This window comes from Klebsiella sp. 141153 (genome assembly GCF_032601995.1).
Taxonomy (GTDB): Bacteria; Pseudomonadota; Gammaproteobacteria; order Enterobacterales; family Enterobacteriaceae; genus Klebsiella; species Klebsiella aerogenes.
Genome location: NZ_JAQIRJ010000004.1, coordinates 13,624 through 36,394, shown reverse-complemented (window position 1 = coordinate 36,394; position 22,771 = coordinate 13,624). Strand labels below are relative to the sequence as shown.

General features: G+C 50.5%; 21 protein-coding genes. 4 read left to right on the top strand and 17 right to left on the bottom strand.

Features of this window, described 5'->3' with window-relative positions:
• Positions 1-135: 135 nt before the first annotated feature.
• From PGS10_RS08700 to glmU, 4 genes are all read right to left on the bottom strand, one after another.
• A complete protein-coding gene (locus tag PGS10_RS08700) occupies positions 136-1,881 on the bottom strand; it encodes an amidohydrolase (protein WP_227505030.1) in 1,746 nt (581 codons plus the stop codon).
• A gap of 64 nt (positions 1,882-1,945) precedes the next feature.
• Positions 1,946-2,845, bottom strand: coding sequence for an AraC family transcriptional regulator (locus PGS10_RS08695; protein ID WP_047078158.1), 900 nt, complete (start codon positions 2,843-2,845; stop codon positions 1,946-1,948).
• 166 nt (positions 2,846-3,011) lie between these two features.
• Complete coding sequence (glmS, locus tag PGS10_RS08690) at positions 3,012-4,841, bottom strand: glutamine--fructose-6-phosphate transaminase (isomerizing) (protein WP_015703916.1); 1,830 nt, start codon at positions 4,839-4,841, stop codon at positions 3,012-3,014.
• 185 nt (positions 4,842-5,026) lie between these two features.
• The gene (gene glmU, locus PGS10_RS08685) at positions 5,027-6,397 is read right to left on the bottom strand and encodes a bifunctional UDP-N-acetylglucosamine diphosphorylase/glucosamine-1-phosphate N-acetyltransferase GlmU (RefSeq protein WP_047078157.1); all 1,371 of its coding nucleotides are present in this window, start codon (positions 6,395-6,397) and stop codon (positions 5,027-5,029) included.
• Between the two features lie 445 nt (positions 6,398-6,842).
• Between glmU and PGS10_RS08680 the strand changes: the two genes are divergently transcribed.
• The 3 genes from PGS10_RS08680 to PGS10_RS08670 all read left to right on the top strand — a co-directional run bounded on the left by PGS10_RS08680 (position 6,843) and on the right by PGS10_RS08670 (position 10,040).
• Complete coding sequence (locus PGS10_RS08680) at positions 6,843-8,210, top strand: DKNYY domain-containing protein (RefSeq protein WP_315711987.1); 1,368 nt, start codon at positions 6,843-6,845, stop codon at positions 8,208-8,210.
• A 175-nt stretch (positions 8,211-8,385) separates the two neighbouring features.
• Entirely contained in the window at positions 8,386-8,556 is a 171-nt protein-coding gene (locus PGS10_RS08675; RefSeq protein ID WP_316422729.1) for a hypothetical protein, read from the top strand.
• A gap of 236 nt (positions 8,557-8,792) precedes the next feature.
• On the top strand, positions 8,793-10,040 hold the full coding sequence (locus PGS10_RS08670; RefSeq protein WP_316422728.1) for a TerD family protein: 1,248 nt from the start codon (positions 8,793-8,795) through the stop codon (positions 10,038-10,040).
• A gap of 78 nt (positions 10,041-10,118) precedes the next feature.
• Here the strand turns inward: PGS10_RS08670 and PGS10_RS08665 are convergent, their stop codons facing one another.
• The 13 genes from PGS10_RS08665 to asnC all read right to left on the bottom strand — a co-directional run bounded on the left by PGS10_RS08665 (position 10,119) and on the right by asnC (position 21,625).
• The gene (locus PGS10_RS08665) at positions 10,119-10,538 is read right to left on the bottom strand and encodes a F0F1 ATP synthase subunit epsilon (protein WP_015703917.1); all 420 of its coding nucleotides are present in this window, start codon (positions 10,536-10,538) and stop codon (positions 10,119-10,121) included.
• Between the two features lie 20 nt (positions 10,539-10,558).
• Positions 10,559-11,941 carry a F0F1 ATP synthase subunit beta gene (atpD, locus tag PGS10_RS08660; RefSeq protein ID WP_015369008.1) on the bottom strand — a complete coding sequence of 461 codons (1,383 nt, stop codon included), beginning with the start codon at positions 11,939-11,941 and terminating at the stop codon, positions 10,559-10,561.
• 26 nt (positions 11,942-11,967) lie between these two features.
• The gene (atpG, locus tag PGS10_RS08655) at positions 11,968-12,831 is read right to left on the bottom strand and encodes a F0F1 ATP synthase subunit gamma (RefSeq protein WP_015369007.1); all 864 of its coding nucleotides are present in this window, start codon (positions 12,829-12,831) and stop codon (positions 11,968-11,970) included.
• A gap of 50 nt (positions 12,832-12,881) precedes the next feature.
• Entirely contained in the window at positions 12,882-14,423 is a 1,542-nt protein-coding gene (gene atpA / locus PGS10_RS08650; protein WP_015369006.1) for a F0F1 ATP synthase subunit alpha, read from the bottom strand.
• 12 nt (positions 14,424-14,435) lie between these two features.
• Entirely contained in the window at positions 14,436-14,969 is a 534-nt protein-coding gene (gene atpH, locus PGS10_RS08645; RefSeq protein ID WP_015369005.1) for a F0F1 ATP synthase subunit delta, read from the bottom strand.
• 14 nt (positions 14,970-14,983) lie between these two features.
• Entirely contained in the window at positions 14,984-15,454 is a 471-nt protein-coding gene (atpF, locus tag PGS10_RS08640; protein ID WP_004107293.1) for a F0F1 ATP synthase subunit B, read from the bottom strand.
• A gap of 54 nt (positions 15,455-15,508) precedes the next feature.
• On the bottom strand, positions 15,509-15,748 hold the full coding sequence (gene atpE / locus PGS10_RS08635) for a F0F1 ATP synthase subunit C (RefSeq protein WP_000429386.1): 240 nt from the start codon (positions 15,746-15,748) through the stop codon (positions 15,509-15,511).
• A 48-nt stretch (positions 15,749-15,796) separates the two neighbouring features.
• Positions 15,797-16,612: a F0F1 ATP synthase subunit A gene (gene atpB / locus PGS10_RS08630; RefSeq protein WP_015369004.1), complete on the bottom strand. Its 816-nt coding sequence runs from the start codon at positions 16,610-16,612 to the stop codon at positions 15,797-15,799.
• 8 nt (positions 16,613-16,620) lie between these two features.
• Positions 16,621-17,001 (bottom strand): F0F1 ATP synthase subunit I, encoded by a 381-nt coding sequence (atpI, locus tag PGS10_RS08625; RefSeq protein ID WP_015703918.1) that lies wholly within the window; start codon positions 16,999-17,001, stop codon positions 16,621-16,623.
• A gap of 616 nt (positions 17,002-17,617) precedes the next feature.
• A complete protein-coding gene (gene rsmG / locus PGS10_RS08620; protein ID WP_047044571.1) occupies positions 17,618-18,241 on the bottom strand; it encodes a 16S rRNA (guanine(527)-N(7))-methyltransferase RsmG in 624 nt (207 codons plus the stop codon).
• Between the two features lie 113 nt (positions 18,242-18,354).
• A complete protein-coding gene (mnmG, locus tag PGS10_RS08615; RefSeq protein ID WP_015369000.1) occupies positions 18,355-20,244 on the bottom strand; it encodes a tRNA uridine-5-carboxymethylaminomethyl(34) synthesis enzyme MnmG in 1,890 nt (629 codons plus the stop codon).
• Between the two features lie 383 nt (positions 20,245-20,627).
• Positions 20,628-21,068, bottom strand: a complete 441-nt coding sequence (mioC, locus tag PGS10_RS08610) for an FMN-binding protein MioC (RefSeq protein ID WP_047044568.1) — start codon at positions 21,066-21,068, stop codon at positions 20,628-20,630.
• A gap of 98 nt (positions 21,069-21,166) precedes the next feature.
• On the bottom strand, positions 21,167-21,625 hold the full coding sequence (gene asnC / locus PGS10_RS08605) for a transcriptional regulator AsnC (RefSeq protein WP_015368998.1): 459 nt from the start codon (positions 21,623-21,625) through the stop codon (positions 21,167-21,169).
• A 152-nt stretch (positions 21,626-21,777) separates the two neighbouring features.
• On the opposite strand from asnC, the gene asnA reads away from it, so the two are divergent.
• Positions 21,778-22,770: an aspartate--ammonia ligase gene (gene asnA / locus PGS10_RS08600; protein ID WP_047044566.1), complete on the top strand. Its 993-nt coding sequence runs from the start codon at positions 21,778-21,780 to the stop codon at positions 22,768-22,770.
• Position 22,771 lies beyond the last annotated feature (1 nt).

The window sequence follows — 22,771 nt, the reverse complement described above, 5'->3', positions numbered from 1 at the left end:
ACATCAGGTTTACGGCAAGATTTTACCTGTATGACAGTGAAAATAAGGTTCGAAAATGACAGTCTGTCATAAAGCAGGGAAGCGGATTTTACTTCATCTCTTAAAAGGCTGCCGGGAGGCAGCCCTGAAATGACGTCACTCCGCTTGATAAACCTGACGGCCCTCAAACATCGTCCAGACGACCTTCGCGTCACGCATCTCCTCAATACTCACTTTTTCAAGATTGCGATCGAAAAGTGCAAAATCGGCGCTTTTGCCTACGGCCAGCGAACCTATTTCATCTCCCCGGCCAATCACCTTCGCCGCATTCAAAGTATAGGCCTGAAGCATCGCCTCCCGACTAATTTTCTCACTATCCGGCGGTAGCTCGCCCAACTCCCCCCTGCGCGTGACGGCCGTGTAAATAGCCAATAGCGGGTTCGCGCTGGACACCGGTAAATCACTGGCGCCGGCAATCAATGCATGGTGACGGTACAGATCGCCTGCCGGATAAAGATGAGTTAACAGAGGTGCAGGTACCTTGCCCTCCAGTAAGGTTGTCGTGGCGCCATCACCATCCTTACCGGCCCATAATAGCTGCATCGAGGCCGCAACATTAAGCTGCTGAAAACGAGGGTAGCTCTGCGGGCTGACCACTTCCAGATGGGTGATGCTATGTAGCGTCTCGCTATTACCGTTGGCTTTTCGGGCACAAGCTACGGCATCCAGCGATTCTTCAACAGCGCGATCGCCGATCGCATGAAAATGCGCGATCAGATGCTCGGCATCCGTACGGGTAATCAGCTGACAGAACCTGGTTTTATTTAACGATTCGCTGCCGCGATAGCCTGGACGATTCAAATAAGGCAGGCTCAGTTTCGCCGTTTGTGAAGGGTATTCAATGACACCGTCCTGAAAGATCTTAATCCCCGCCAGCCTGAAATCAGGGCTTTGAGAGAATTTATCGCGCAGCGCTAACACATCGTCAATAATTGAAGGCCCGGCATTAATATTCACCAACGCCAGGCCGCTAACATGGGCGGTTAGCTTATTGGCCTTAGCTAACGCCGAGTATGCAGGAAGCAAGCCTACATCGTTGCGATTAGGGCTGGCGTCAAACATCGGTGACAATGGGCGAATATTGCTGAGCGGATCCATCCAGGCAGTAATGCCGAACTGGTTCATGGCATCCGCTCCCGCAATAATGGCGCGGGATAATGTCTCGTCATCAACGGCAGGGATGGCATTCATCACGAAATCCCACGCGCCTTCAGTGACAAAACCGCTGATTTTACCGTCAGCTGTCAATCCCGTTCCCGCTTTAAAAGCGCTATCCGCATGTCGGAGTTTTTCCGTTGTTAAACCCGCTTTACGTAGCATTGCCTGATTAGCCCAGCCGGTATGGGCGTCAGCGCCACCCAACACCACCGGCGTATTTTTATATTCCGGCGCATTGAATACGCTATCCAGCAGACTAATTCGATCCCAGTAATCCAACGGCACATTACTGTAATACTGCACACCATGCAGATCGCGCTGCGGATTATCTTTATTTTTAGCGACGAAAGCACGCACTGCTGCGGCATCCTGCAAGCCGCCGGGGAATTCCAGCGTTAGCGTCTGAAAACCGGCATTAGCGACGTGGGCATGGGTATCAATCAATCCGGGCATCAGATACCGACCTTTTAGATCGATTTGCCGGGCATGTTCGCCAACTAGTTTAAGGACGTCCTGGTATTTACCAACGGCAACGATTTTTTCCCCTTCAATACCAATAGCTTCAGGATGCGGATTTGACGCATCAGCGCTATAAATGTCCCCACCATATATAATTGTTTTATTATCTTGCTGGGAATAAACTGAAAAAGGAGACATCGCCAGTGCACACACCAGATAAAGCATTGAGCGTTTCATTAATAACTCCGTTGCGTTTGCCAATAAAGACCAAATCAATAGTTATAAAATGTTATTCAGCTGGTGTGTTTTTCAAAGGAATACCAATATCGAAAACATAATAATCGCGAGAGACATCCGTTTCTGGATAATATTTTTCATAGCACGGGCTATCGCCTTTTAAATAACCCTGAGCATTAACCCAAGCAAATGCGATATCCCAGGCGGTATCCAAATTTTCCCCATAAACAGCAAACTTACAAATGGCATACCGCCCACTCGCTCGCGTCTGTACGGCAATTTCTCGCCCGGTTTTTACACTGCCAGCGAGTTCTACGCACACATCGGTGCGGCAGCGTAACTCCGGTGTAACTTCTGGCGAATCCCAATAGAGGCAAATCATTCCTCCGGGCTGCAATGGCGTATCAGGAAACAGGGCTAACAGGTCTGCGTGCGTTTGTTGGCACGTCTCTTTCCCATACAGGCCGAATCGCCGCATATATGCCAGACGCACTGCCGGTAAATATTCCACGCCAGCCGCGATAAAACCAGCATCATCCCATGTGCTCAACATCGCGTCGGATTGAGAATAGTCGCTTTCTACAATACTGACGTTTCCAGGTTTGCTTTTCTCTTGTCTCGCAAAACGACGACGAAACTCACCGGGGGTGAGTGAAAAATGCTGACGAAAAGCTTTAGCAAAATTTTGCGAACTGGAAAATCCGATCTGCAAAGCAAGACCGGTGATATCGCCATATGGAGATTCAATCAAATGCATGGCCGCCTTTTCCATTCGCAGACGGCGAGTAAAAGCAGCCACCGTTTCCCCAACCTGAGCTTTAAAGATTCGGTGAAAATGAAAACTTGATACCGCTACTTCACTCGCAATTTCATCCAGCGTTGGATTAACACAAAGATGATCATTGATATAGTCTATTGCTTTAAAAACTTTCTTTCTGTAATCCTGCGGCATCGCTAATTATCTTTACATATGAACCATCTTTATAATTTACGAAGAGAAATTCAATTCTGGAAAAAATAAATAAACATAGTGTGAGCTGGATATAAAAAATCCGATAGTGTTTCATTAACACTACCGGATTTACAGATTTCACTGCCTGATTCAGTCGTATCGACCGTTACTCTACGGTCACCGATTTCGCCAGGTTACGCGGCTGGTCAACGTCGGTGCCTTTGATCAGCGCAACGTGATAAGCCAGCAGCTGCAGCGGCACGGTGTAGAAGATCGGCGCAATCACCTCTTCGACATGCGGCATCTCGATGATGTGCATGTTGTCGCTGCCGCTGAAACCGGCGTCTCCATCGGCGAAGACGTACAGTTCACCGCCGCGGGCGCGAACTTCTTCAATATTGGATTTCAGTTTTTCCAACAGTTCGTTGTTCGGCGCCACCACGATAACCGGCATTTCGGCATCAATCAGCGCCAGCGGGCCGTGTTTCAGCTCGCCCGCCGCATAGGCTTCAGCATGAATGTAGGAGATCTCTTTCAGCTTCAGCGCCCCTTCCAGCGCGATCGGGTACTGATCGCCGCGGCCAAGGAACAGCGCGTGATGCTTATCGGAGAAACGTTCCGCCAGCTGTTCGATGCGCTTATCCTGCGATAGCATCTGCTCGATACGGTTCGGCAGCGCCTGCAGGCCATGCACGATATCCTGCTCGATAGCCGCATCCTGGCCCTTGAGACGCGCCAGTTTCGCCACCAGCATCAACAGCACGGTCAGCTGAGTGGTAAAGGCTTTGGTCGATGCCACGCCGATTTCGGTACCGGCTTTGGTCATCAACGCCAGGTCAGACTCGCGCACCAGCGAGGAGCCCGGAACGTTGCAGATAGCCAACGACCCCAGATAGCCAAGCTCTTTAGAGAGACGCAGCGCCGCCAGGGTATCCGCCGTCTCACCGGACTGGGAGAGGGTGATCATCAGGCTGTTGCGACGCACCGCGGATTTGCGGTAGCGGAATTCGGAAGCAATTTCGACATCGCACGGCACACCAGCTAACGCTTCGAACCAGTAACGGGAGACCATCCCGGAGTTATACGAGGTTCCGCAGGCAACAATCTGGATATGCTCAACCTGCGACAGCAGCGCGTTGGCATTCGGCCCCAGTTCGCTGAGATCGACCTCGCCATGGCTGATACGCCCGGTCAGGGTGTTCTTAATCGCGTTCGGCTGTTCGTAAATCTCTTTCTGCATATAGTGGCGATAAATCCCCTTATCACCGGCGTCATACTGCAGATTAGATTCGATCTCCTGGCGATTCACTTCCGCGCCGGATTTATCGAAAATAACCACCGTACGACGGGTAACTTCGGCAATATCGCCCTCTTCGAGGAAGATAAAGCGGCGGGTCACCGGCAGCAGCGCCAGCTGGTCAGAAGCGATAAAGTTTTCGCCCATGCCCAGGCCAATGACCAGCGGGCTACCGGAGCGTGCCGCCAGCAGCGTCCCCGGATCGCGGGTATCCATGATCACCGTACCATAGGCGCCGCGCAGCTGCGGAATTGCGCGCAGTACGGCTTCACGCAAGGTGCCGCCCTGTTCCAGCTCCCAGTGCACCAGATGCGCGATAACTTCGGTATCGGTTTCGGAGACGAAGACATAGCCACGAGACTGCAGCAGGGCGCGCAGCGGCTCATGGTTCTCGATGATCCCGTTATGGACCACCGCAATATGTTCAGAAACATGCGGATGCGCATTGCTCTCAGACGGCTCGCCGTGCGTCGCCCAGCGGGTATGGGCAATCCCGGTACCGCCATGTAACGGTTGCTCTTCTACCGCCTGAGCCAGCATCTGAACTTTACCAAGACGACGAACGCGGGTCATATGACCTTCGTTATCGACCACTGCCAGACCGGCAGAGTCATAGCCCCGGTATTCCAGACGACGTAAACCTTCGAGAAGGATTTCAGCAATATCACGCTGCGCGACTGCGCCAACAATTCCACACATAGTTAAATTTCCTGATAATGGCGATATGCCATGCGTTGTCGCTGACCTGTATTTGCCCTTTACGGGCGCCCCGAGCCTTGTAGAGAGTGGGGTTATTTTTATGGTACTGCCTGCGGACGGGGACCTATATTGATCCTCTCATCCTGGTTCGCCGGGCGAACTCTCACCCGGCGACAATCTAAAAACTACTTTTTCTTTACCGGACGCTGCCAGCCCTGTTTGTGGACCTGCGGCACGCGACTTAACACTAGTTCGTTGTCAGCAATATTACGCGTGACGGTGGTGCCCGCGGCAATCGTCACGCCGTTACCGACGCTGACCGGCGCGACCAGTTGCGTATCAGAACCGACAAACACGTCATCGCCGATGATCGTTTTATGCTTATTTGCGCCATCATAGTTACAGGTGATGGTACCTGCGCCGATATTAACGTTGTCGCCAATTTCAGCGTCGCCGAGGTAGGAGAGGTGTCCTGCCTTCGAACCTTTGCCCAGACGGGCTTTCTTCATTTCGACAAAGTTGCCAACGTGAGCGCCTTCCAGCAGTTCAGCCCCCGGACGCAGACGCGCAAACGGGCCGATGGTGCAGGCAGCCTGCAGTTGCGCATCTTCAACCACGCTATACGGGCTGATTTCGCAGTCATCGCCGATGACGCTGTCTTTGATGACGCAGCCGGCGCCGATCTTCACGCGATCGCCCAGCACAACATGACCTTGCAGAATAACGTTAGTATCAATTTCGACATCGCGCCCGTGTTTCAGCACGCCGCGCAGATCGAAACGCGCCGGATCGCGCAGCATCACACCCGCCAGCAGCAGTTTTTCTGCCTGCTCTGACTGATATACTCGTTCCAGACGCGAAAGTTGCAGACGGTTGTTCACCCCTTCAACTTCGCTCAGACGCTGTGGATGCACCGCAACGATCTCATGACCTTCCTGATGAGCCATCGCGATAATATCAGTGATGTAGTATTCGCCCTGGGCGTTATTGTTAGTGATCTTCGCCAACCAGCGTTTCAGGTCCGCGCCGTTAGCAACCAGAATCCCGGTATTGATCTCCTGAATCTGGCGCTGTGCTTCGCTGGCGTCTTTATGCTCAACGATGCCTGTTACCTGGCCATTTTCACGCGTGATGCGCCCATAACCGGTTGGATCATCCAGCTTCACCGTCAAGAGGCCGATACCGCCCTGCGGTTTTGCGGCGCGCAGGCGCTGTAGCGTTTCAACCGAAATCAACGGCACATCGCCATAGAGCATCAAGATATCTTCATCATCATTGAAGAACGGCGCCGCCTGCTGCATCGCATGGCCGGTACCGAGCTGCTCTGCTTGCAGCACCCAGTTGAGGTTATCTTCATGCAGCGTTTGACGCAGCAGATCGCCGCCGTGGCCGTACACCAGGTGTACCGCGGCAGCGCCTAAATCTTTAGCCGCATCAATGACGTGCTGAACCATTGGCTTCCCGGCCAGAGTATGCAGCACCTTAGGAAGATCGGAATACATGCGGGTCCCTTTGCCTGCGGCAAGGATAACCACGCTCATCGCACTGTTTGACATACGCATCCTGACAGCTGTTAGAACGAAAAGTAAAAGCCTTTCACGTTGAAATTGCTACATATTTTTCATCATGAAACGAGACGCGGAGAAAACGTCCAGGCTCAATGCTATACACCATTTTAGGGCGCTATTTTTCACCATCGCAAATCAGTTTAACGCTGAAAAACGATGATAGGGAGAGAAATAGTCGCCTATCTCACTGCTTTTGCTGTTTTTTTTATACATAAATAAAGCATGAGTAAATGGATACCATCTTATGATTAATATGCATTTTATCATTTATGTAAATGGATGGGCGAGTCTGTTTAGCCAGTGAAGCAGTGATGGTTTCATTTCAATAGTCTCTATGGGCATTTTGGTTTACGCTGAGCTAGCTCATTTTTATTTCACTATGCCGTTAGCCAGGAACAGGCTGCTCGTTAATCCGCACAGGAAGCGTAATACAATGCATAAATTAAAATTCGGAATTATCCTTACTTTATTGTTATTTATTAATACTTCAGCATGCTATGCGAAATTTCATTCATGCACGGAATATTGGCACGACGATGGCAAAGTTGAAAAAATGTCATGCGGCAGCAATTACAAACCAATACCAGATAGCCCTTATGTATTAAAAAACAACAAAGCCTGGTATACTAATTACAATAGCAGGACATATAATCGGCACTCTGGTTGTGCTGGTGTCACCTGCATGGCACCTGACTTAAATATCCTTCCAGAAATTGAACGTGAAAAAAAACACTATTATTCACTCAATATTAATGCCAATCGTATAAATGTAATAAAAGAACCAAATCACAACTGTGGGTATAGTAGGATAAATTACATCGCAGATGACAAGAACGTTTATTATAAAGGAACAAAAATAAAAAACGCCGACCCTCAATCATTCAAAGCATACGAAATGAAAGAGCATGACATATACTCTCTCGGATGTAATCTGGCATGGGATAAGAACAATATTTATTACTTAGAAAAACCTCTGGATGTGCCAGTTACCGGTGAAGTCAATCTGATCAATGAATCATTAATTAGCACCGGAAAGCAAATTTATAAAATAGAAAATCAACAAGGTAATTTAATTTTAACGCCTCGTAACAACATCTCTGCCAATCTCTATGCGCTGCCAAGTGGTCGGGGTTTATCCACAGATAACCAGCACCTTTTTTACTATGGAAAGGCTATTGAAACGCTAGCAGGTATCCCACCGACGCTCGTAACACCTGTGTGCCCGGTTCCTGGCTTTCCCCATCTGGAATGCTACCTTCCTGATAATAGTATTTATAATACGATGAAGAATGATGGTTACACTGTTATTCGTACAAAAAATAATATATGGGTGCAAATAAACAAACACTATCATAAAGACATATATAAAATAGGCATCACTCCACAGGACAAGATTTACTTTCTTGTTAAAGCAAAATATAGCGGAAGCGCGTACCTCATTATCAACAACACTTTATATAATCTTGAAAATCATAATAGAAGAGATAAATATGATAGACGTGGCCCCGTCGTTTTTTCGGATTTTCTGATGAGTTATGGTTATTCAAAATTTATTGATAGCCATGGGGTGATTTATGATGAAGCGAATCAAAGCATCGATAATCGTAAGACATTGTTTAAATGTGGTGAAAAAAACAAGAAAAGATTACATTGGGATAAAGATAAAAACACAACCCCAGGAACATTCGTTCTAAGCGATAAGGAATACCGTTACTTTATAGTTAAGGGTGAATTAGCCAAAGTTCAGGATAAAAAAACAAAGCAGTTCATCGACGATAACAAAGGTGATTGTTCAAAATGACCAGGCCTTTGTTCTACTGAAATGAAGAAGGGAATTGAGGGGACAAATTCTCCCAGGGCACTCACCGCAGTGACGAACCATACCCTGACAAAAATGCCGATCGCCTTAAGTGACCAGCATCCCCCCTCATGCGACCTCTTGTCCGCGGATTCACATCACATATGTTGGCGTTTGAATGAGCGATAGTGTGTGTAACAGGGTGGTAGCGCAGCGATTAGAAGCTCAGGGCGCTAAATTTGGCGATGATTTTGTGGAACAGTTTCATGATGATTTCCAGATTGCAGGTGCGGGTTATGTTTTTTTTGTGATACACATCACAAAACAGAGTCTACGCCTCATCATTTAACTAATCAATAACAAAGAAGGAGGGCCTCGCACTTTTTATGCTACGAACAGGAACCTGAAGGTCTCTCTATATTTAATTCTGATATTTAATTAGCCGAACCCACTTATTAAAAATAATAGCTAATTAAATAAATCCAGAAAATATATAACCTAGCTCAATAATAAAATCAAAAGCCAAGAGAAAATAAAAAGTGTAGACTCAAAAAATCATGCCACAATAATTAAGGACAATTAACCATGCATAAATACCTCACACCTGGCGAAAATTCGTCTTTAAACGCGCCAACTGGATTGGTCACCGTTTCCCATCGGACTGGCAATGGGCTGGATATCAACCTTACCTCTTTTCTACTGACTGCATCAGGAAAGACGGAAGATGATACCGGCATGGTGTTTTTTAACGCTCAAAAGCATAGCTCTGGTTGTGCTATGTTTATACAACCTGAACTACAAAATAATGTGATGTCCCATAGCATTCATTTTGATTTATCAAAGCTACCAGCTGGCATCACGAAAATAGCCATCACATTGACTCAAGACGGAAGCGCTGGGGGGTTTTCTACTGTTAACGATCTGCAGGCACAAATAAAAGCGGGCGAACAAATACTGGAACTAGCTCCCGGTTCATTTAATCAGGAGACTGGGATTATCGTGCTGGAATTATATGTGCATAACGGTCAATTTAAAGCCCGATCCATATGGCAGGGATTTTCCTCAGGCCTGGTCGGGCTTTGTAATATGTATGGTGTCGAGGTAGAAAGTGAACCGGCGCCTGCAACTGCTGGCTTACAAAAACCTAATATAAACAATGCGGTAGTTTCGCTCAAAAAACCAGAAGATAAACACCGCGTTTCGCTTATAAAGGGAAGCGATGCGCCCCCAAAAATTACGATTAGCGCCACATGGGTAGATAACGGCGATGGTCGCGATAATGATGACCTGGATTTACGAGTAGGAATTCTGTGGCCTGACGGTAATATGTCCCTCATTCAGGCGCCGGATAAATCAGGTGCGTTTAATAAAAAACCCTGGGTTTACCATACGGGCGACGTCGTTAGCGCAAGTCTTTCTGCGCCTGGCGTTGAAAAGGTAGAAATTAACCCTGAAATATCCCGACTGGCGGGTGGGAAAATTGCGCTGGTATGTAGTGTCTATTCCGCCGTCAGTAACGGTGTGGTAGCCGTAGCGTCATTAAAACCGAAAATGCGCATGGAGTATGGTGACAAGATTGTAGAATGCTCTTTTGATTTCACGAAAAAGAAAGGTTTCTTCAGTAGCTGTATTTATACCTACGTTATTGGCCTGATTGAAATAGATCAGGATACTATCGAATTATATCCATCAGGTGTGACATCTAAACCGATGAGTGAATCCACTCCTTGGTTAACCCGCCGACAAGACAACAGCCTGGAACTCACGATGAATGGCCCTGCCGTCTTTAAAGGCAGACCTAACAACCGTAGCGGAAGTAAACAATACATCTGATTCTAAACTCAGGGTGGGTCATTAAGCATAAAAAAAGCCAGTCTGTTGCCAGACTGGCTTTTATCTTTCAAGCCGGTGTTACATCGCTTTTTTGGTCAATTCGATAACGCGCAGTTTAGCGATCGCTTTGGCCAGTTCCGCGGACGCCTGAGCGTAATCCACGTCGCCGTGAGAGCTCTTGATGTGCTCTTCCGCTTTACGTTTCGCTTCCAGGGCTCGTGCTTCGTCGAGGTCCTGACCGCGAATTGCCGTATCGGCCAGAACGATCACGTTGCCCGGTTGCACTTCAAGAATGCCGCCGGACAGATAGATAAACTCTTCGTGACCGAACTGTTTAACGATGCGAATCATACCAGGCTTAATGGCGGTGAGCAGCGGCGCATGACCCGGGAAAATACCCAGTTCACCTTCGCTACCCGTTACCTGGATTTTCTCGACCAGGCCAGAGAACATTTGTTTCTCTGCGCTGACGACATCCAGGTGGTAAGTCATTGCCATATCACCCTCCGATTAAGGCGTTAAAGTTTTTTGGCTTTTTCCACGGCTTCTTCGATGGAACCGACCATGTAGAACGCCTGCTCCGGCAGGTGATCGTATTCGCCTTCCATGATGCCTTTAAAGCCACGGATGGTGTCTTTCAGCGAAACGTATTTACCCGGAGAACCGGTAAATACTTCTGCTACGAAGAACGGCTGGGACAGGAAGCGCTGGATCTTACGAGCGCGAGCTACCACCAGTTTATCTTCTTCAGACAGTTCATCCATACCCAGGATGGCGATGATGTCTTTCAGTTCCTGATAACGCTGCAGCAGGGACTGTACGCCACGCGCGGTGTCGTAGTGTTCCTGACCAACAACCAGCGGATCCAGCTGACGGCTGGTGGAATCCAGCGGGTCAACGGCCGGGTAGATACCCAGAGACGCGATCTGACGGCTCAGTACCACGGTTGCGTCAAGGTGCGCAAAGGTGGTTGCTGGGGACGGGTCAGTCAAGTCATCCGCAGGTACGTATACCGCCTGAACGGAGGTGATAGAACCGGTTTTGGTGGAGGTGATACGTTCCTGCAGAACGCCCATCTCTTCCGCCAGAGTCGGCTGATAACCTACCGCTGAAGGCATACGACCTAGCAGTGCAGATACTTCAGTACCGGCCAGGGTGTAACGATAGATGTTATCGACGAACAGCAGAACGTCACGACCTTCGTCACGGAATTTCTCAGCCATGGTCAGGCCGGTCAGCGCAACGCGCAGACGGTTTCCCGGCGGCTCGTTCATCTGACCGTAAACCAGGGATACTTTATCCAGAACGTTAGAGTCGGTCATTTCGTGGTAGAAGTCGTTACCCTCACGAGTACGCTCACCGACGCCCGCAAACACGGAGTAACCGGAGTGCTCGATCGCGATGTTACGGATCAGCTCCATCATGTTTACGGTTTTACCTACACCCGCACCACCGAACAGACCAACTTTACCGCCCTTAGCGAACGGACACATCAGGTCGATAACTTTGATGCCGGTTTCCAGCAGTTCCTGAGAGCTGGACAGCTCTTCATAGGAAGGCGCCGCGCGGTGGATAGCCCAACGCTCTTCTTCGCCGATGTCGCCTTTCATGTCGATCGGCTGACCCAGGACGTTCATGATACGGCCCAGAGTCGCTTTACCTACCGGGACTTCGATCGGATGCTCGAGGTCTTTAACTTCCAGACCACGACGCAGACCGTCGGAAGAACCCATGGCGATAGCACGAACTACGCCACCGCCGAGCTGCTGCTGAACTTCCAGCACCAGGCTCTCATTACCATTCTGTACCTCAAGGGCATCGTACACGCGTGGTACGGCATCCTGAGGGAACTCGACGTCGACCACGGCGCCGATTACCTGGACAATCTTTCCAGTAGCCATCTTAAATCCTCTACGAAATAACCTGGTTAAACCGCGGCGGCCCCCGAGACGATCTCGGTGAGTTCCTGAGTAATGCTGGCCTGACGAGCTTTGTTGTATACCAACTGCAGCTCTTTAATCAGGCTGCCGCCATTATCGGTCGCGGCTTTCATCGCCACCATACGGGCGGCCTGCTCGCTGGCCAGGTTTTCTACCACGCCCTGATAAACCTGAGATTCCACATAACGACGCAGGAGGGTATCCAGCAGCGCTTTCGGATCGGGCTCATACAGGTAATCCCAGGACTTACGTTTCAGATCATCATCTTCTGAAGCCGGTAATGGCAGCAGCTGAGTGATGGTCGGAGCCTGAGACATGGTGTTAATAAATTTGTTGCTGACAACGTAAAGCTTGTCCAGACGGCCTTCATCGTAGGCCTGCAACATCACTTTTACCGGGCCGATCAGTTCGGACAGGGACGGGTTATCACCCATACCGGTCACCTGGGCCACAATATTGCCGCCCACGGAGTTAAAGAAAGACACGCCTTTAGAGCCGATCATTGCGAGGTCGCACTGAACGCCTTTATCGGACCATGCTTTCATATCCGCCAGCAGTTTTTTGAACAGGTTAATGTTCAAGCCACCGCACAGACCACGGTCGGTCGACACCACCAGGTAGCCCACGCGTTTAACGTCGCGTTCTTCCAGGTACGGGTGCTTATATTCCAGATTACCGTTCGCAAGGTGACCAATCACTTTGCGCATAGTATCTGCATATGGACGGCTGGCCGCCATGCGATCCTGCGTTTTACGCATTTTGGAGGCGGCGACCATCTCCATCGCTTTGGTGATCTTTTGCGTGTTCTGGACGCTTGCGATCTTACTACGTATCTCTTTTGCGCCGGCCATGAGCTTCTCCTCAATGCCTTGCGGCCTGCCCTAAGGCAAGCCGCCAGACTTTACCAGGACTGGGTTGCTTTGAAGGAGTCGAGGATGCCTTTCAGCTTGCCTTCGATCTCGTCGTTATAGCCACCGGTCTGGTTAATCTCTTGCATCAGCGGAGCGTGGTCACGGTCAACGTAAGCCAGCAGAGCGGCTTCGAAGCTACCGATTTTCGCCAGTTCCACATCTTCGAGGTAACCGCGTTCAGCAGCGAACAGTACCAGGCCCTGCTGTGCTACAGACATAGGTGCATACTGTTTCTGTTTCAGCAGTTCGGTCACTTTCTGACCGTGGCTCAGCTGCTTACGAGTCGCTTCGTCCAGATCGGATGCGAACTGAGAGAACGCAGCCAGTTCACGATACTGCGCCAGCGCGGTACGGATACCACCGGACAGTTTCTTGATGATCTTGGTCTGAGCAGCACCACCAACACGGGATACGGAGATACCCGGGTTAACCGCCGGACGAATACCGGAGTTGAACAGGTTGGTTTCCAGGAAGATCTGACCATCGGTAATGGAAATTACGTTGGTCGGAACGAATGCGGAAACGTCACCCGCTTGCGTCTCGATAATCGGCAGCGCAGTCAGGGAGCCGGTTTTACCTTTAACTTCACCATTGGTGAATTTCTCAACGTATTCCGCGTTAACGCGGGATGCGCGCTCCAGCAGACGGGAGTGGAGGTAGAACACGTCGCCCGGGAATGCTTCACGTCCTGGCGGACGACGGAGCAGCAGGGAAACCTGACGGTAAGCAACAGCCTGTTTAGACAGGTCATCGTAAACGATCAGCGCATCTTCACCGCGGTCGCGGAAGTATTCGCCCATTGCGCAACCGGCATACGGCGCCAGGTATTGCAGCGCAGCAGATTCAGAAGCGGTCGCCACAACAACGATAGTGTTGGACAGCGCGCCGTGCTCTTCCAGTTTACGCACCACGTTAGAGATGGTGGACGCTTTCTGGCCGATAGCTACGTATACGCATTTGATGCCGGAATCACGCTGGTTGATGATCGCATCGATTGCCATCGCGGTTTTACCGGTCTGACGGTCACCGATGATCAGCTCACGCTGGCCACGGCCGATTGGAATCATGGCATCAACAGATTTGTAACCGGTCTGCACCGGCTGGTCTACGGATTGACGATCGATAACGCCCGGAGCGATAACTTCGATTGGCGAGAAGCCATCGTGCTCAACAGGACCTTTACCGTCAATCGGCGCACCCAGGGTGTTCACCACGCGGCCTAACAGACCACGACCGACCGGAACTTCCAGAATACGGCCTGTACACTTAACCTTCATGCCTTCGGCGAGGTCAGCATACGGACCCATCACAACCGCACCAACGGAGTCGCGCTCCAGGTTCAGTGCGATAGCGTAACGGTTACCCGGCAGGGAAATCATTTCACCCTGCATACAATCGGCCAGGCCGTGGATGCGGATAACACCGTCACTTACAGAAACAATAGTACCTTCGTTGTGAGCTTCACTCACAACATTGAACTGAGCAATGCGCTGCTTGATCAGTTCGCTGATTTCGGTGGAATTCAGTTGCATGCTCCAGTCCCCTTAAGACTGCAAGACGTCTGCCAGGCGATCAAGACGGCCGCGTACGCTACCATCAATGACCATATCACCCGAGCGGATGATAACTCCTGCCATAACAGACTTATCGATTTTGCAATTCAGCTTAACTTTGCGTGACAGACGCTTTTCCATCGCGCCGGAGATCTTCGCAAGCTGTTCTTCACTCAGTTGGTTGGCAGAAATAACATCTACCTCTGCGATGGCCTCGCTGGCCGCACGCAGGTGAATGAACTGCTCAAGAACATCCGGGAGCACCTTCAGACGACCATTTTCAGCCATCACCCGAATCAGGTTCTGACCATTTTCGTCGAGTTGCTCGCCGCAGATAGCGATAAACGCATCTGAGAGCGTTTCCGGCGCCAGGGCACCGGAGAGAAGCTCTGCCATTTGTTCGTTTTTAGTCACTTCAGCGGCAAACGCCAGCATATCCTGCCAGCGCTCAACACTTTTGTGTTCGACGGCAAAGTCAAAAGCTGCTTTGGCGTAGGGGCGAGCTACCGTTACAAATTCAGACATCAGCCCCTCCCTCCTTACAGTTCAGCGACAAGTTTATCCACGATGTCGCTGTTAGCAGCTTCATCCACGGAACGTTCGATGATCTTCTCGGCGCCAGCAACAGCCAGGATAGCAACCTGCTTACGCAGTTCTTCGCGAGCACGTTTACGTTCGGCATCGATTTCAGCCTGCGCCTGTGCGACGATTTTAGTGCGTTCCTGTTCTGCTTCAGCTTTAGCTTCGTCCAGAATCTGAGAGCGACGCTTGTTCGCTTGCTCGATGATTACCTGGGCTTCCGCTTTCGCTTTTTTCAGCTGGTCGGTCGCGTTGGCCTGTGCAAGGTCCAAATCTTTCTTAGCGCGTTCTGCAGAAGCTAAACCGTCAGAAATTTCTTTCTGGCGCTTTTCGATGGCAGCCATTAACGGCGGCCATACGTACTTCATGCAGAACCATACGAAGATAACAAACGCGATGGCCTGGCCGAGGATTGTTGCGTTCATGTTCACAGCACAATACCTCTTAAATTAACTCTGTGGCTTAGGTTTCTTTCGAACAACTTACTACGCGACAGCAAACATCACGTACAGACCCAGACCTACAGCGATCATCGGGATAGCATCCACCAGACCCATAACGATAAAGAACTGAGTACGCAGCAGAGGAATCAGATCCGGTTGACGCGCTGCGCCTTCCAGGAATTTACCCCCGAGGATGCCGATACCGATCGCAGCACCGATTGCCGCCAGACCCATCATCACAGCGGCAGCCATGTACAGCAGATCCATATTCAGGTTTTCCATGACAGTCTCCAGTTTGTTTCAGTTAAAACGTAGTAGTGTTGGTAAAAATCAATGCTCTTCGGATGCCATCGACAGATAGACAATCGTCAGAACCATGAAGATGAAGGCTTGCAGCGTAATAATCAGGATGTGGAAAATGGCCCAAGGCACATTCAGAATCCACTGTGACCACCACGGCAACAGACCAGCAATCAGAATGAAAATCAGCTCACCGGCATACATGTTGCCGAACAGTCGCAGACCGAGAGAAACCGGTTTGGACAGCAGGCTTACCCCTTCAAGGATTAAGTTGACAGGAATGAACGCCCAGTGATTGAACGGCTGCATGGTCAGTTCTTTAACGAACCCACCAACGCCTTTCATTTTGATGCTGTAGAAAATAATCAGGATGAACACGCCAAGCGCCATCGACAGGGTGATGTTCACGTCCGCAGACGGAACCACGCGCAGTGCAGGCAGGCCGAAAATGTGTTCGCCGATATAAGGAATCAGGTCGATTGGCAGCAGGTCCATCAGGTTCATCAGGAATACCCAGACGAACACGGTAAGCGCCAGCGGCGCGATGACCTTGCTCTTGCCATGGTACATGTCTTTGACGCTGCCATGGACGAAGCCGATGATCATTTCGATGAAGGTTTGGAATTTCCCTGGTACGCCGCTGGTCGCTCTCTTAGCAACGCTACGGAACATGGCAAGGAACAGCAGACCGAGAACCACCGAGAAAAACATGGAGTCAATATTGAGCGTCCAGAAGGTGGCTGGGGGGTTGTGCGGATCCACCAGCGAGAATGTACGTAGGTCCAACTGAAGGTTGTTCAGATGGTGTCCTATGTAATCCTGCGGCGTCATATTTTCTGAAGCCATGATGCCTTTTACCCTTTGTTGTTAATTACAGCTGGAGCCAGAATTTGTACCACCAGCACCAAAACCCACGTCACTATCAGCGGCAAAAATACCACTTCAAAAACCGCCAGCGCCATCGCCAGTAGGGCGAAGGTCAGCAACACCTTGAATGCTTCACCGAAAGCGAAGGTCCAGGCCACTCGGCCTTGTGCTGGTGTATGCGCCTGATGGCGCCAGGCAAAAATCATAAACAACGCGTTTGGCAAAACGACCGCCAAACCTCCGCATATGGCGGAGATGCCCCAGAAGGGGTCTTTGAGGCTGAACAGCAGTCCGCTTGCTATTACTGCCAGTAACTGAATAAACAGAAGCTTTCGAGCAACGTTTCGACTCACGAGCGACATAGACATCACGTTTTTACTCCTGCTCCCTTCGAGGTATGCCGCGTGTCGTATAAAACGTTCTTTAAGACCAAGAGTCAAGCGTCAAAAAGCGGACAAATTATACGGTGACAACACGTGATTTCAAACATTAAGTAGCAAAATAGTGAATAAATGTTTAATTATTTTCTGAGCGGCAATTTTTCATGCATTTCGTCAATCAGTGAGGGATCAACCAGAAGTGCAAATAATGAGAAAACGCGGCCATTAAAGCGTGCATTAGATCACATAATAAACATTTTCGGTGCAATCGAATTAAATCTGTACAGAATCAGTAAGTTTTCATCTTTTTGATATTCAAGATAAAAAGTGAGGTCTTTTTGCAAAACAACCCCACATACAATAAAAACCTTTTATTGACATTTATAATAAAAATTTAACATCAATATGAACTGACAGTTCATCGATTTTTAGCACCCTGATATTTTCAAAGTTGACTATTCTGCCAGTAAACCACCACGCTAAAGTTAAACGCTAGAAAAGCCATAGTAAAAACAAGGTTAAAAGTGGCCAGATAATACCCGCAGGTAACTTTGATTTTTGTAACATGCGCAGGCCACATTTTTTCCACATTTTTTGATAAAAATTATAAGGTGTTTGGCTTAATGACCACCAAATGTCTCTCCCCTTCCAGCTGGGGGACATGCAGTTCAATCACGTCACAAACCTGGTAACCTTCTGGCAGGTTTGCCATTTCACTTTCCTGCGCCTGTCCTTTCAACGCGTAGAAATGTCCGTGTGGCGCCGGCAGGTGGTGGCACCAGCTCACCATATCGTTCAGCGAGGCAAAAGCACGGCTAATGACGCCATCAAACGGCGGCTCTGCAGGAAACTCTTCCACACGGCTCTGCACAGGGGTGATGTTATCCAGTTTTAGCTCATGCTGGACCTGGCGCAGGAAGCGTACACGCTTGCCAAGGCTATCCAGTAATGTGAAATGAGATTCCGGGCGCACGATAGCCAGCGGAATCCCCGGCAGGCCAGGGCCGGTTCCCACATCGATAAAGCGGGAGCCCTGTAGATACGGCGCAACGATAATGCTATCGAGGATATGGCGAACCAGCATCTCGTTAGGATCGCGAACAGAGGTCAGGTTATAGGCTTTGTTCCACTTATCCAGCATCCCGACATACGCCACCAGCTGATTTTTCTGGTGATCGGTGAGCGAAATACCCGCTTCGTCCAGCAGACGAGAAAGTTTGTTGAGCACGGTGAGTACCTTCTAAAAATAATGAGCCCGGAGGCGCTAACGCTTACCGGGCTGTGAATTATAAAGGCGATCGCTGATTTTGCATCCGCCAAATTAACGCGCTCTGACGGCTATCAGGCGCTGCGGCGCAGCATCCCCTGCTTTTTCAGCCACACCAGCAAAATAGAAATTGCCGCCGGAGTAATCCCGGAAATACGCGATGCCTGACCGATAGATGATGGTTTATGGTCGTTTAGCTTGGCAATAACCTCGTTGGACAAGCCGGATACCTGACGGTAATCGAGCGTTGCCGGCAGCAAAGTATTCTCGTTGCGCTGCTGTTTTTCGATCTCGTCCTGCTGACGAGCGATATAGCCTTCGTACTTAACCTGAATCTCAACCTGCTCGGCCGCCTGTTGATCCTGCAGGCCCGGCGCGAACGGAGAAAGCTGAACCAGCTGTTCGTAGGTCATTTCCGGGCGACGCAGCAGATCTTCGCCGCTGGCTTCACGCGATAACGGCGCGGTCAGATGAGCGTTCACTTCGGCTGCGCTTTCCGCCAGCGGGTTAACCCAGCTGGTTTTCAGGCGTTGGCGTTCACGCTCAATGCTTTCCAGTTTCTCGTTGAAACGCGCCCAGCGCTCATCGTCCACCAGCCCCAGCTCTCGTCCCTGTTCGGTCAGGCGCAAATCGGCGTTGTCTTCACGCAGCATCAGGCGATATTCAGCACGGGAGGTAAACATACGGTACGGTTCTTTGGTGCCGAGGGTGCACAGATCGTCCACCAGCACGCCAAGATAGGCCTGATCGCGACGCGGCGCCCACCCCTCTTTTTCCGCTGAGAAGCGGGCGGCATTAAGACCGGCAAGCAGACCCTGCGCGGCGGCTTCTTCATAGCCGGTAGTGCCGTTGATCTGGCCGGCGAAGAACAGACCCTGAATGTATTTGCTTTCCAGCGTCGGCTTCAGGTCACGCGGGTCAAAGAAATCGTACTCAATGGCGTAGCCAGGGCGAACGATCTTCGCGTTTTCCATCCCCTGCATTGAGCGGACGATTTGCATTTGCACATCAAACGGCAGGCTGGTGGAGATACCGTTTGGATAAATTTCGTTTGAAGTCAGCCCTTCCGGTTCAAGGAAGATCTGATGCTGGTTGCGATCGGCAAAGCGCATGACCTTGTCTTCGATCGACGGGCAGTAACGTGGGCCGATACCTTCAATCACCCCGGCGTACATTGGGCTGCGATCGAGGTTGCTGCGGATCACATCATGGGTTTTCTCGTTGGTGTGAGTGATATAGCACGGTACCTGGCGCGGGTGTTGATCCGCGGATCCCATAAACGAGAAGACCGGCATCGGGTTATCGCCGTGCTGTTGCGCCAGCACGCTAAAATCGATGGTGCGCGCGTCAATTCGCGGCGGAGTACCGGTTTTCAGGCGGCTTACGCGCAGCGGCAGTTCACGCAGACGGCGAGACAGCGGGATCGACGGCGGATCGCCGGCACGGCCGCCGCTGTAGTTGTCCAGACCGATGTGGATTTTGCCATCCAGGAAGGTGCCGACGGTCAGCACCACCGACTTAGCCCGGAACTTGAGGCCCATTTGGGTCACGGCGCCGACGACGCGATCGTTTTCGACAATCAGATCTTCTACTGCCTGCTGGAAGATCATCAGGTTTGGCTGGTTCTCCAGCGCGGTGCGTACCGCCTGACGATACAACACCCGGTCGGCCTGGGCGCGAGTCGCACGGACAGCCGGGCCTTTGCTACCGTTTAGTATCCTAAACTGAATACCTGCCTGATCGATCGCCTTCGCCATCAGACCACCGAGCGCATCCACTTCTTTTACCAGGTGTCCCTTCCCAATACCGCCAATCGCCGGGTTGCAGCTCATCTGCCCCAGCGTATCGATATTGTGTGTCAAAAGCAGGGTTTGTTGGCCCATTCGCGCTGCTGCCATCGCGGCCTCAGTGCCTGCATGACCCCCGCCAATGATAATGACGTCAAAAGGATCCTGATAAAACATGGTGATCTGCCTCGCATAACGCGGTTTGAAAATGGATTGAAGCCCGGGCCGTGGATTCTACTCAACTTTGCTCTTTCGAGAAAGGGGCCGGGATCCTGAGTATTAAAAAGAAGATCTTTTATTTAGAGATCTGTTCTATTGTGATCTCTTATTAGGATCGACTCTCTTTGTGGATAAGTCGGATCCACGATTTAAGATCAAACGCTTAAGAAGGATCACAATCTGTGAATGATCGGTGATCCTGTTCCGTATAAGCTGGGATCAGAATGAAGGGTTATGCACAGCTCAAAAAGCATACTCCGGTTATTCTTTGGATAACTACCGGTTGATCCAAGCTTTTGAGCAGGGTTATCCACAGAAGAAGCTGCGGATCTTTACAAAACTCAGAGTAAATTTTTCCAGGATCCCACCCAAACCTCGGCTGGATCTTCAGGAATCTCGTGTTCGAGGACATTAATTTTCAGCGTTTCGCCGATCTGTTTTGCCCCGTTGGCCTTTAATGCCGCTTCCAGTTTGTCGATTGCGCCGCAAAAAGTGTCATATTCGCGGCTACCGATACCCACCGCGCCAAAGCGAACGGCAGAAAGATCGGCCTGCTTCTCCAGCAACGCTTCATAGAAAGGGACCAGGTTGTCCGGAATATCGCCGGCGCCATGGGTAGAAGAGATAACTAACCAGATCCCTTCAGCCTGCAGATCGTCAACCAGCGGACCGTGCTGGATATCAGTGCTGTAGCCCGCTTCTTCCAGCTTTTCCGCCAGATGTTCTGCTACATATTCCGCACTGCCCAGGGTGCTGCCGCTGATAAGTGTAATGTCTGCCATGATCGCCGATCGCTCGCTCAACTATTCTGAGTGGCGTATTGTACGCTGTGAGCGAGCTGGGATCTACCTGTGGAAAAATGTGGGATTAAAAAAAACGATCAGGGCTTGATGGTGCGCATGATCGGGTTCTGCAGCACGATCAGGGTTTCAGTGGACTGAATTTCATCGATTGTTTGGATCTTGTTGATAAGTACCTGCTGCAGGGCATCGATAGATTTACACATTACCTTAATAAAGATGCTGTAGTGGCCGGTGGTGTAGTAAGCCTCGGTCACCTCTTCCAGGCTCTCCAGCCGGGCGAGAGCGGAAGGATAGTCTTTGGCGCTCTTAAGAATAATGCCGATGAAACAGCCGACGTCATAACCGAGCTGTTTCGGGCTGACGTCGATTCTTGCCCCCGTAATAATGCCCGCCTGTTTCATTTTCTCTACGCGTACGTGAATCGTACCTGGGCTAACGCCGAACTGTTTGGCCAGTTCGGCGTAGGCGGTGCGCGCATTCGCCATTAAGGCATCAAGAATGCCGCGGTCCAGATTGTCGATCTGATAATTTTCCATTGTTTTTTCTTATGATGTTTGATGATTCTTACTATTTTAGCTTGTTAATTTAATGAATCAAAACTCAAGACGTCTTTTTATTGATTGATTGTTGAATTCAGTGCCATTTCTGTTGCTTAATCAATATCAACAGGACGCAGGAGTGATAAAAAATGAAAACCGCATACATCGCAAAACAACGCCAGATTAGTTTCGTTAAATCCCATTTTTCCCGTCAGCTGGAAGAGAAGCTTGGCCTGATTGAAGTGCAGGCGCCGATCTTAAGCCGCGTCGGTGATGGGACGCAGGACAACTTGTCCGGCTGCGAGAAAGCGGTTCAGGTAAAAGTGAAAACACTGCCAGACGCCCAATTCGAAGTGGTTCATTCACTGGCGAAGTGGAAGCGTCAAACCCTGGGACAACACGACTTCAGCGCGGGCGAAGGGCTATACACGCACATGAAGGCCCTTCGCCCCGATGAAGACCGCCTCACCCCAATTCATTCCGTTTATGTTGACCAGTGGGACTGGGAACGCGTCATGGGCGACGGCGAACGCCATACCGGCACGCTGAAAGCGACGGTTGAGGCGATTTACGCTGGGATCAAAGCCACCGAGCTGGCGGTAAGTCAGGAATTTGGTCTGACGCCATTCCTGCCGGAACAGATCCACTTTATTCACAGTCAGGAACTGTTGAGCCGTTATCCGGATCTGGATGCTAAAGGCCGCGAGCGGGCGATCGCTAAAGAGCTTGGCGCCGTCTTCTTAATCGGTATCGGCGGTAAACTGTCTGACGGTAAGCGCCACGATGTTCGCGCGCCGGATTATGATGACTGGAGCTCGCCATCGGCGGAAGGTTTTGCCGGTCTGAACGGCGATATCCTGGTGTGGAACCCGGTGTTGGAAGACGCTTTTGAGCTTTCCTCTATGGGGATCCGAGTTGACGCCGAGGCGCTGAAGCGCCAGTTGGCGGTGACCGGCGATGAAGACCGTCTGCAGCTTGAATGGCACCAGGCACTGCTGCGCGGCGAGATGCCGCAGACCATTGGCGGCGGTATTGGCCAGTCGCGTTTAACCATGCTGTTGCTGCAGCTTGACCATATCGGCCAGGTACAGTGCGGCGTATGGCCCGCGCAGGTGCGGGAAAGCGTCGCCGCTCTGCTGTAAA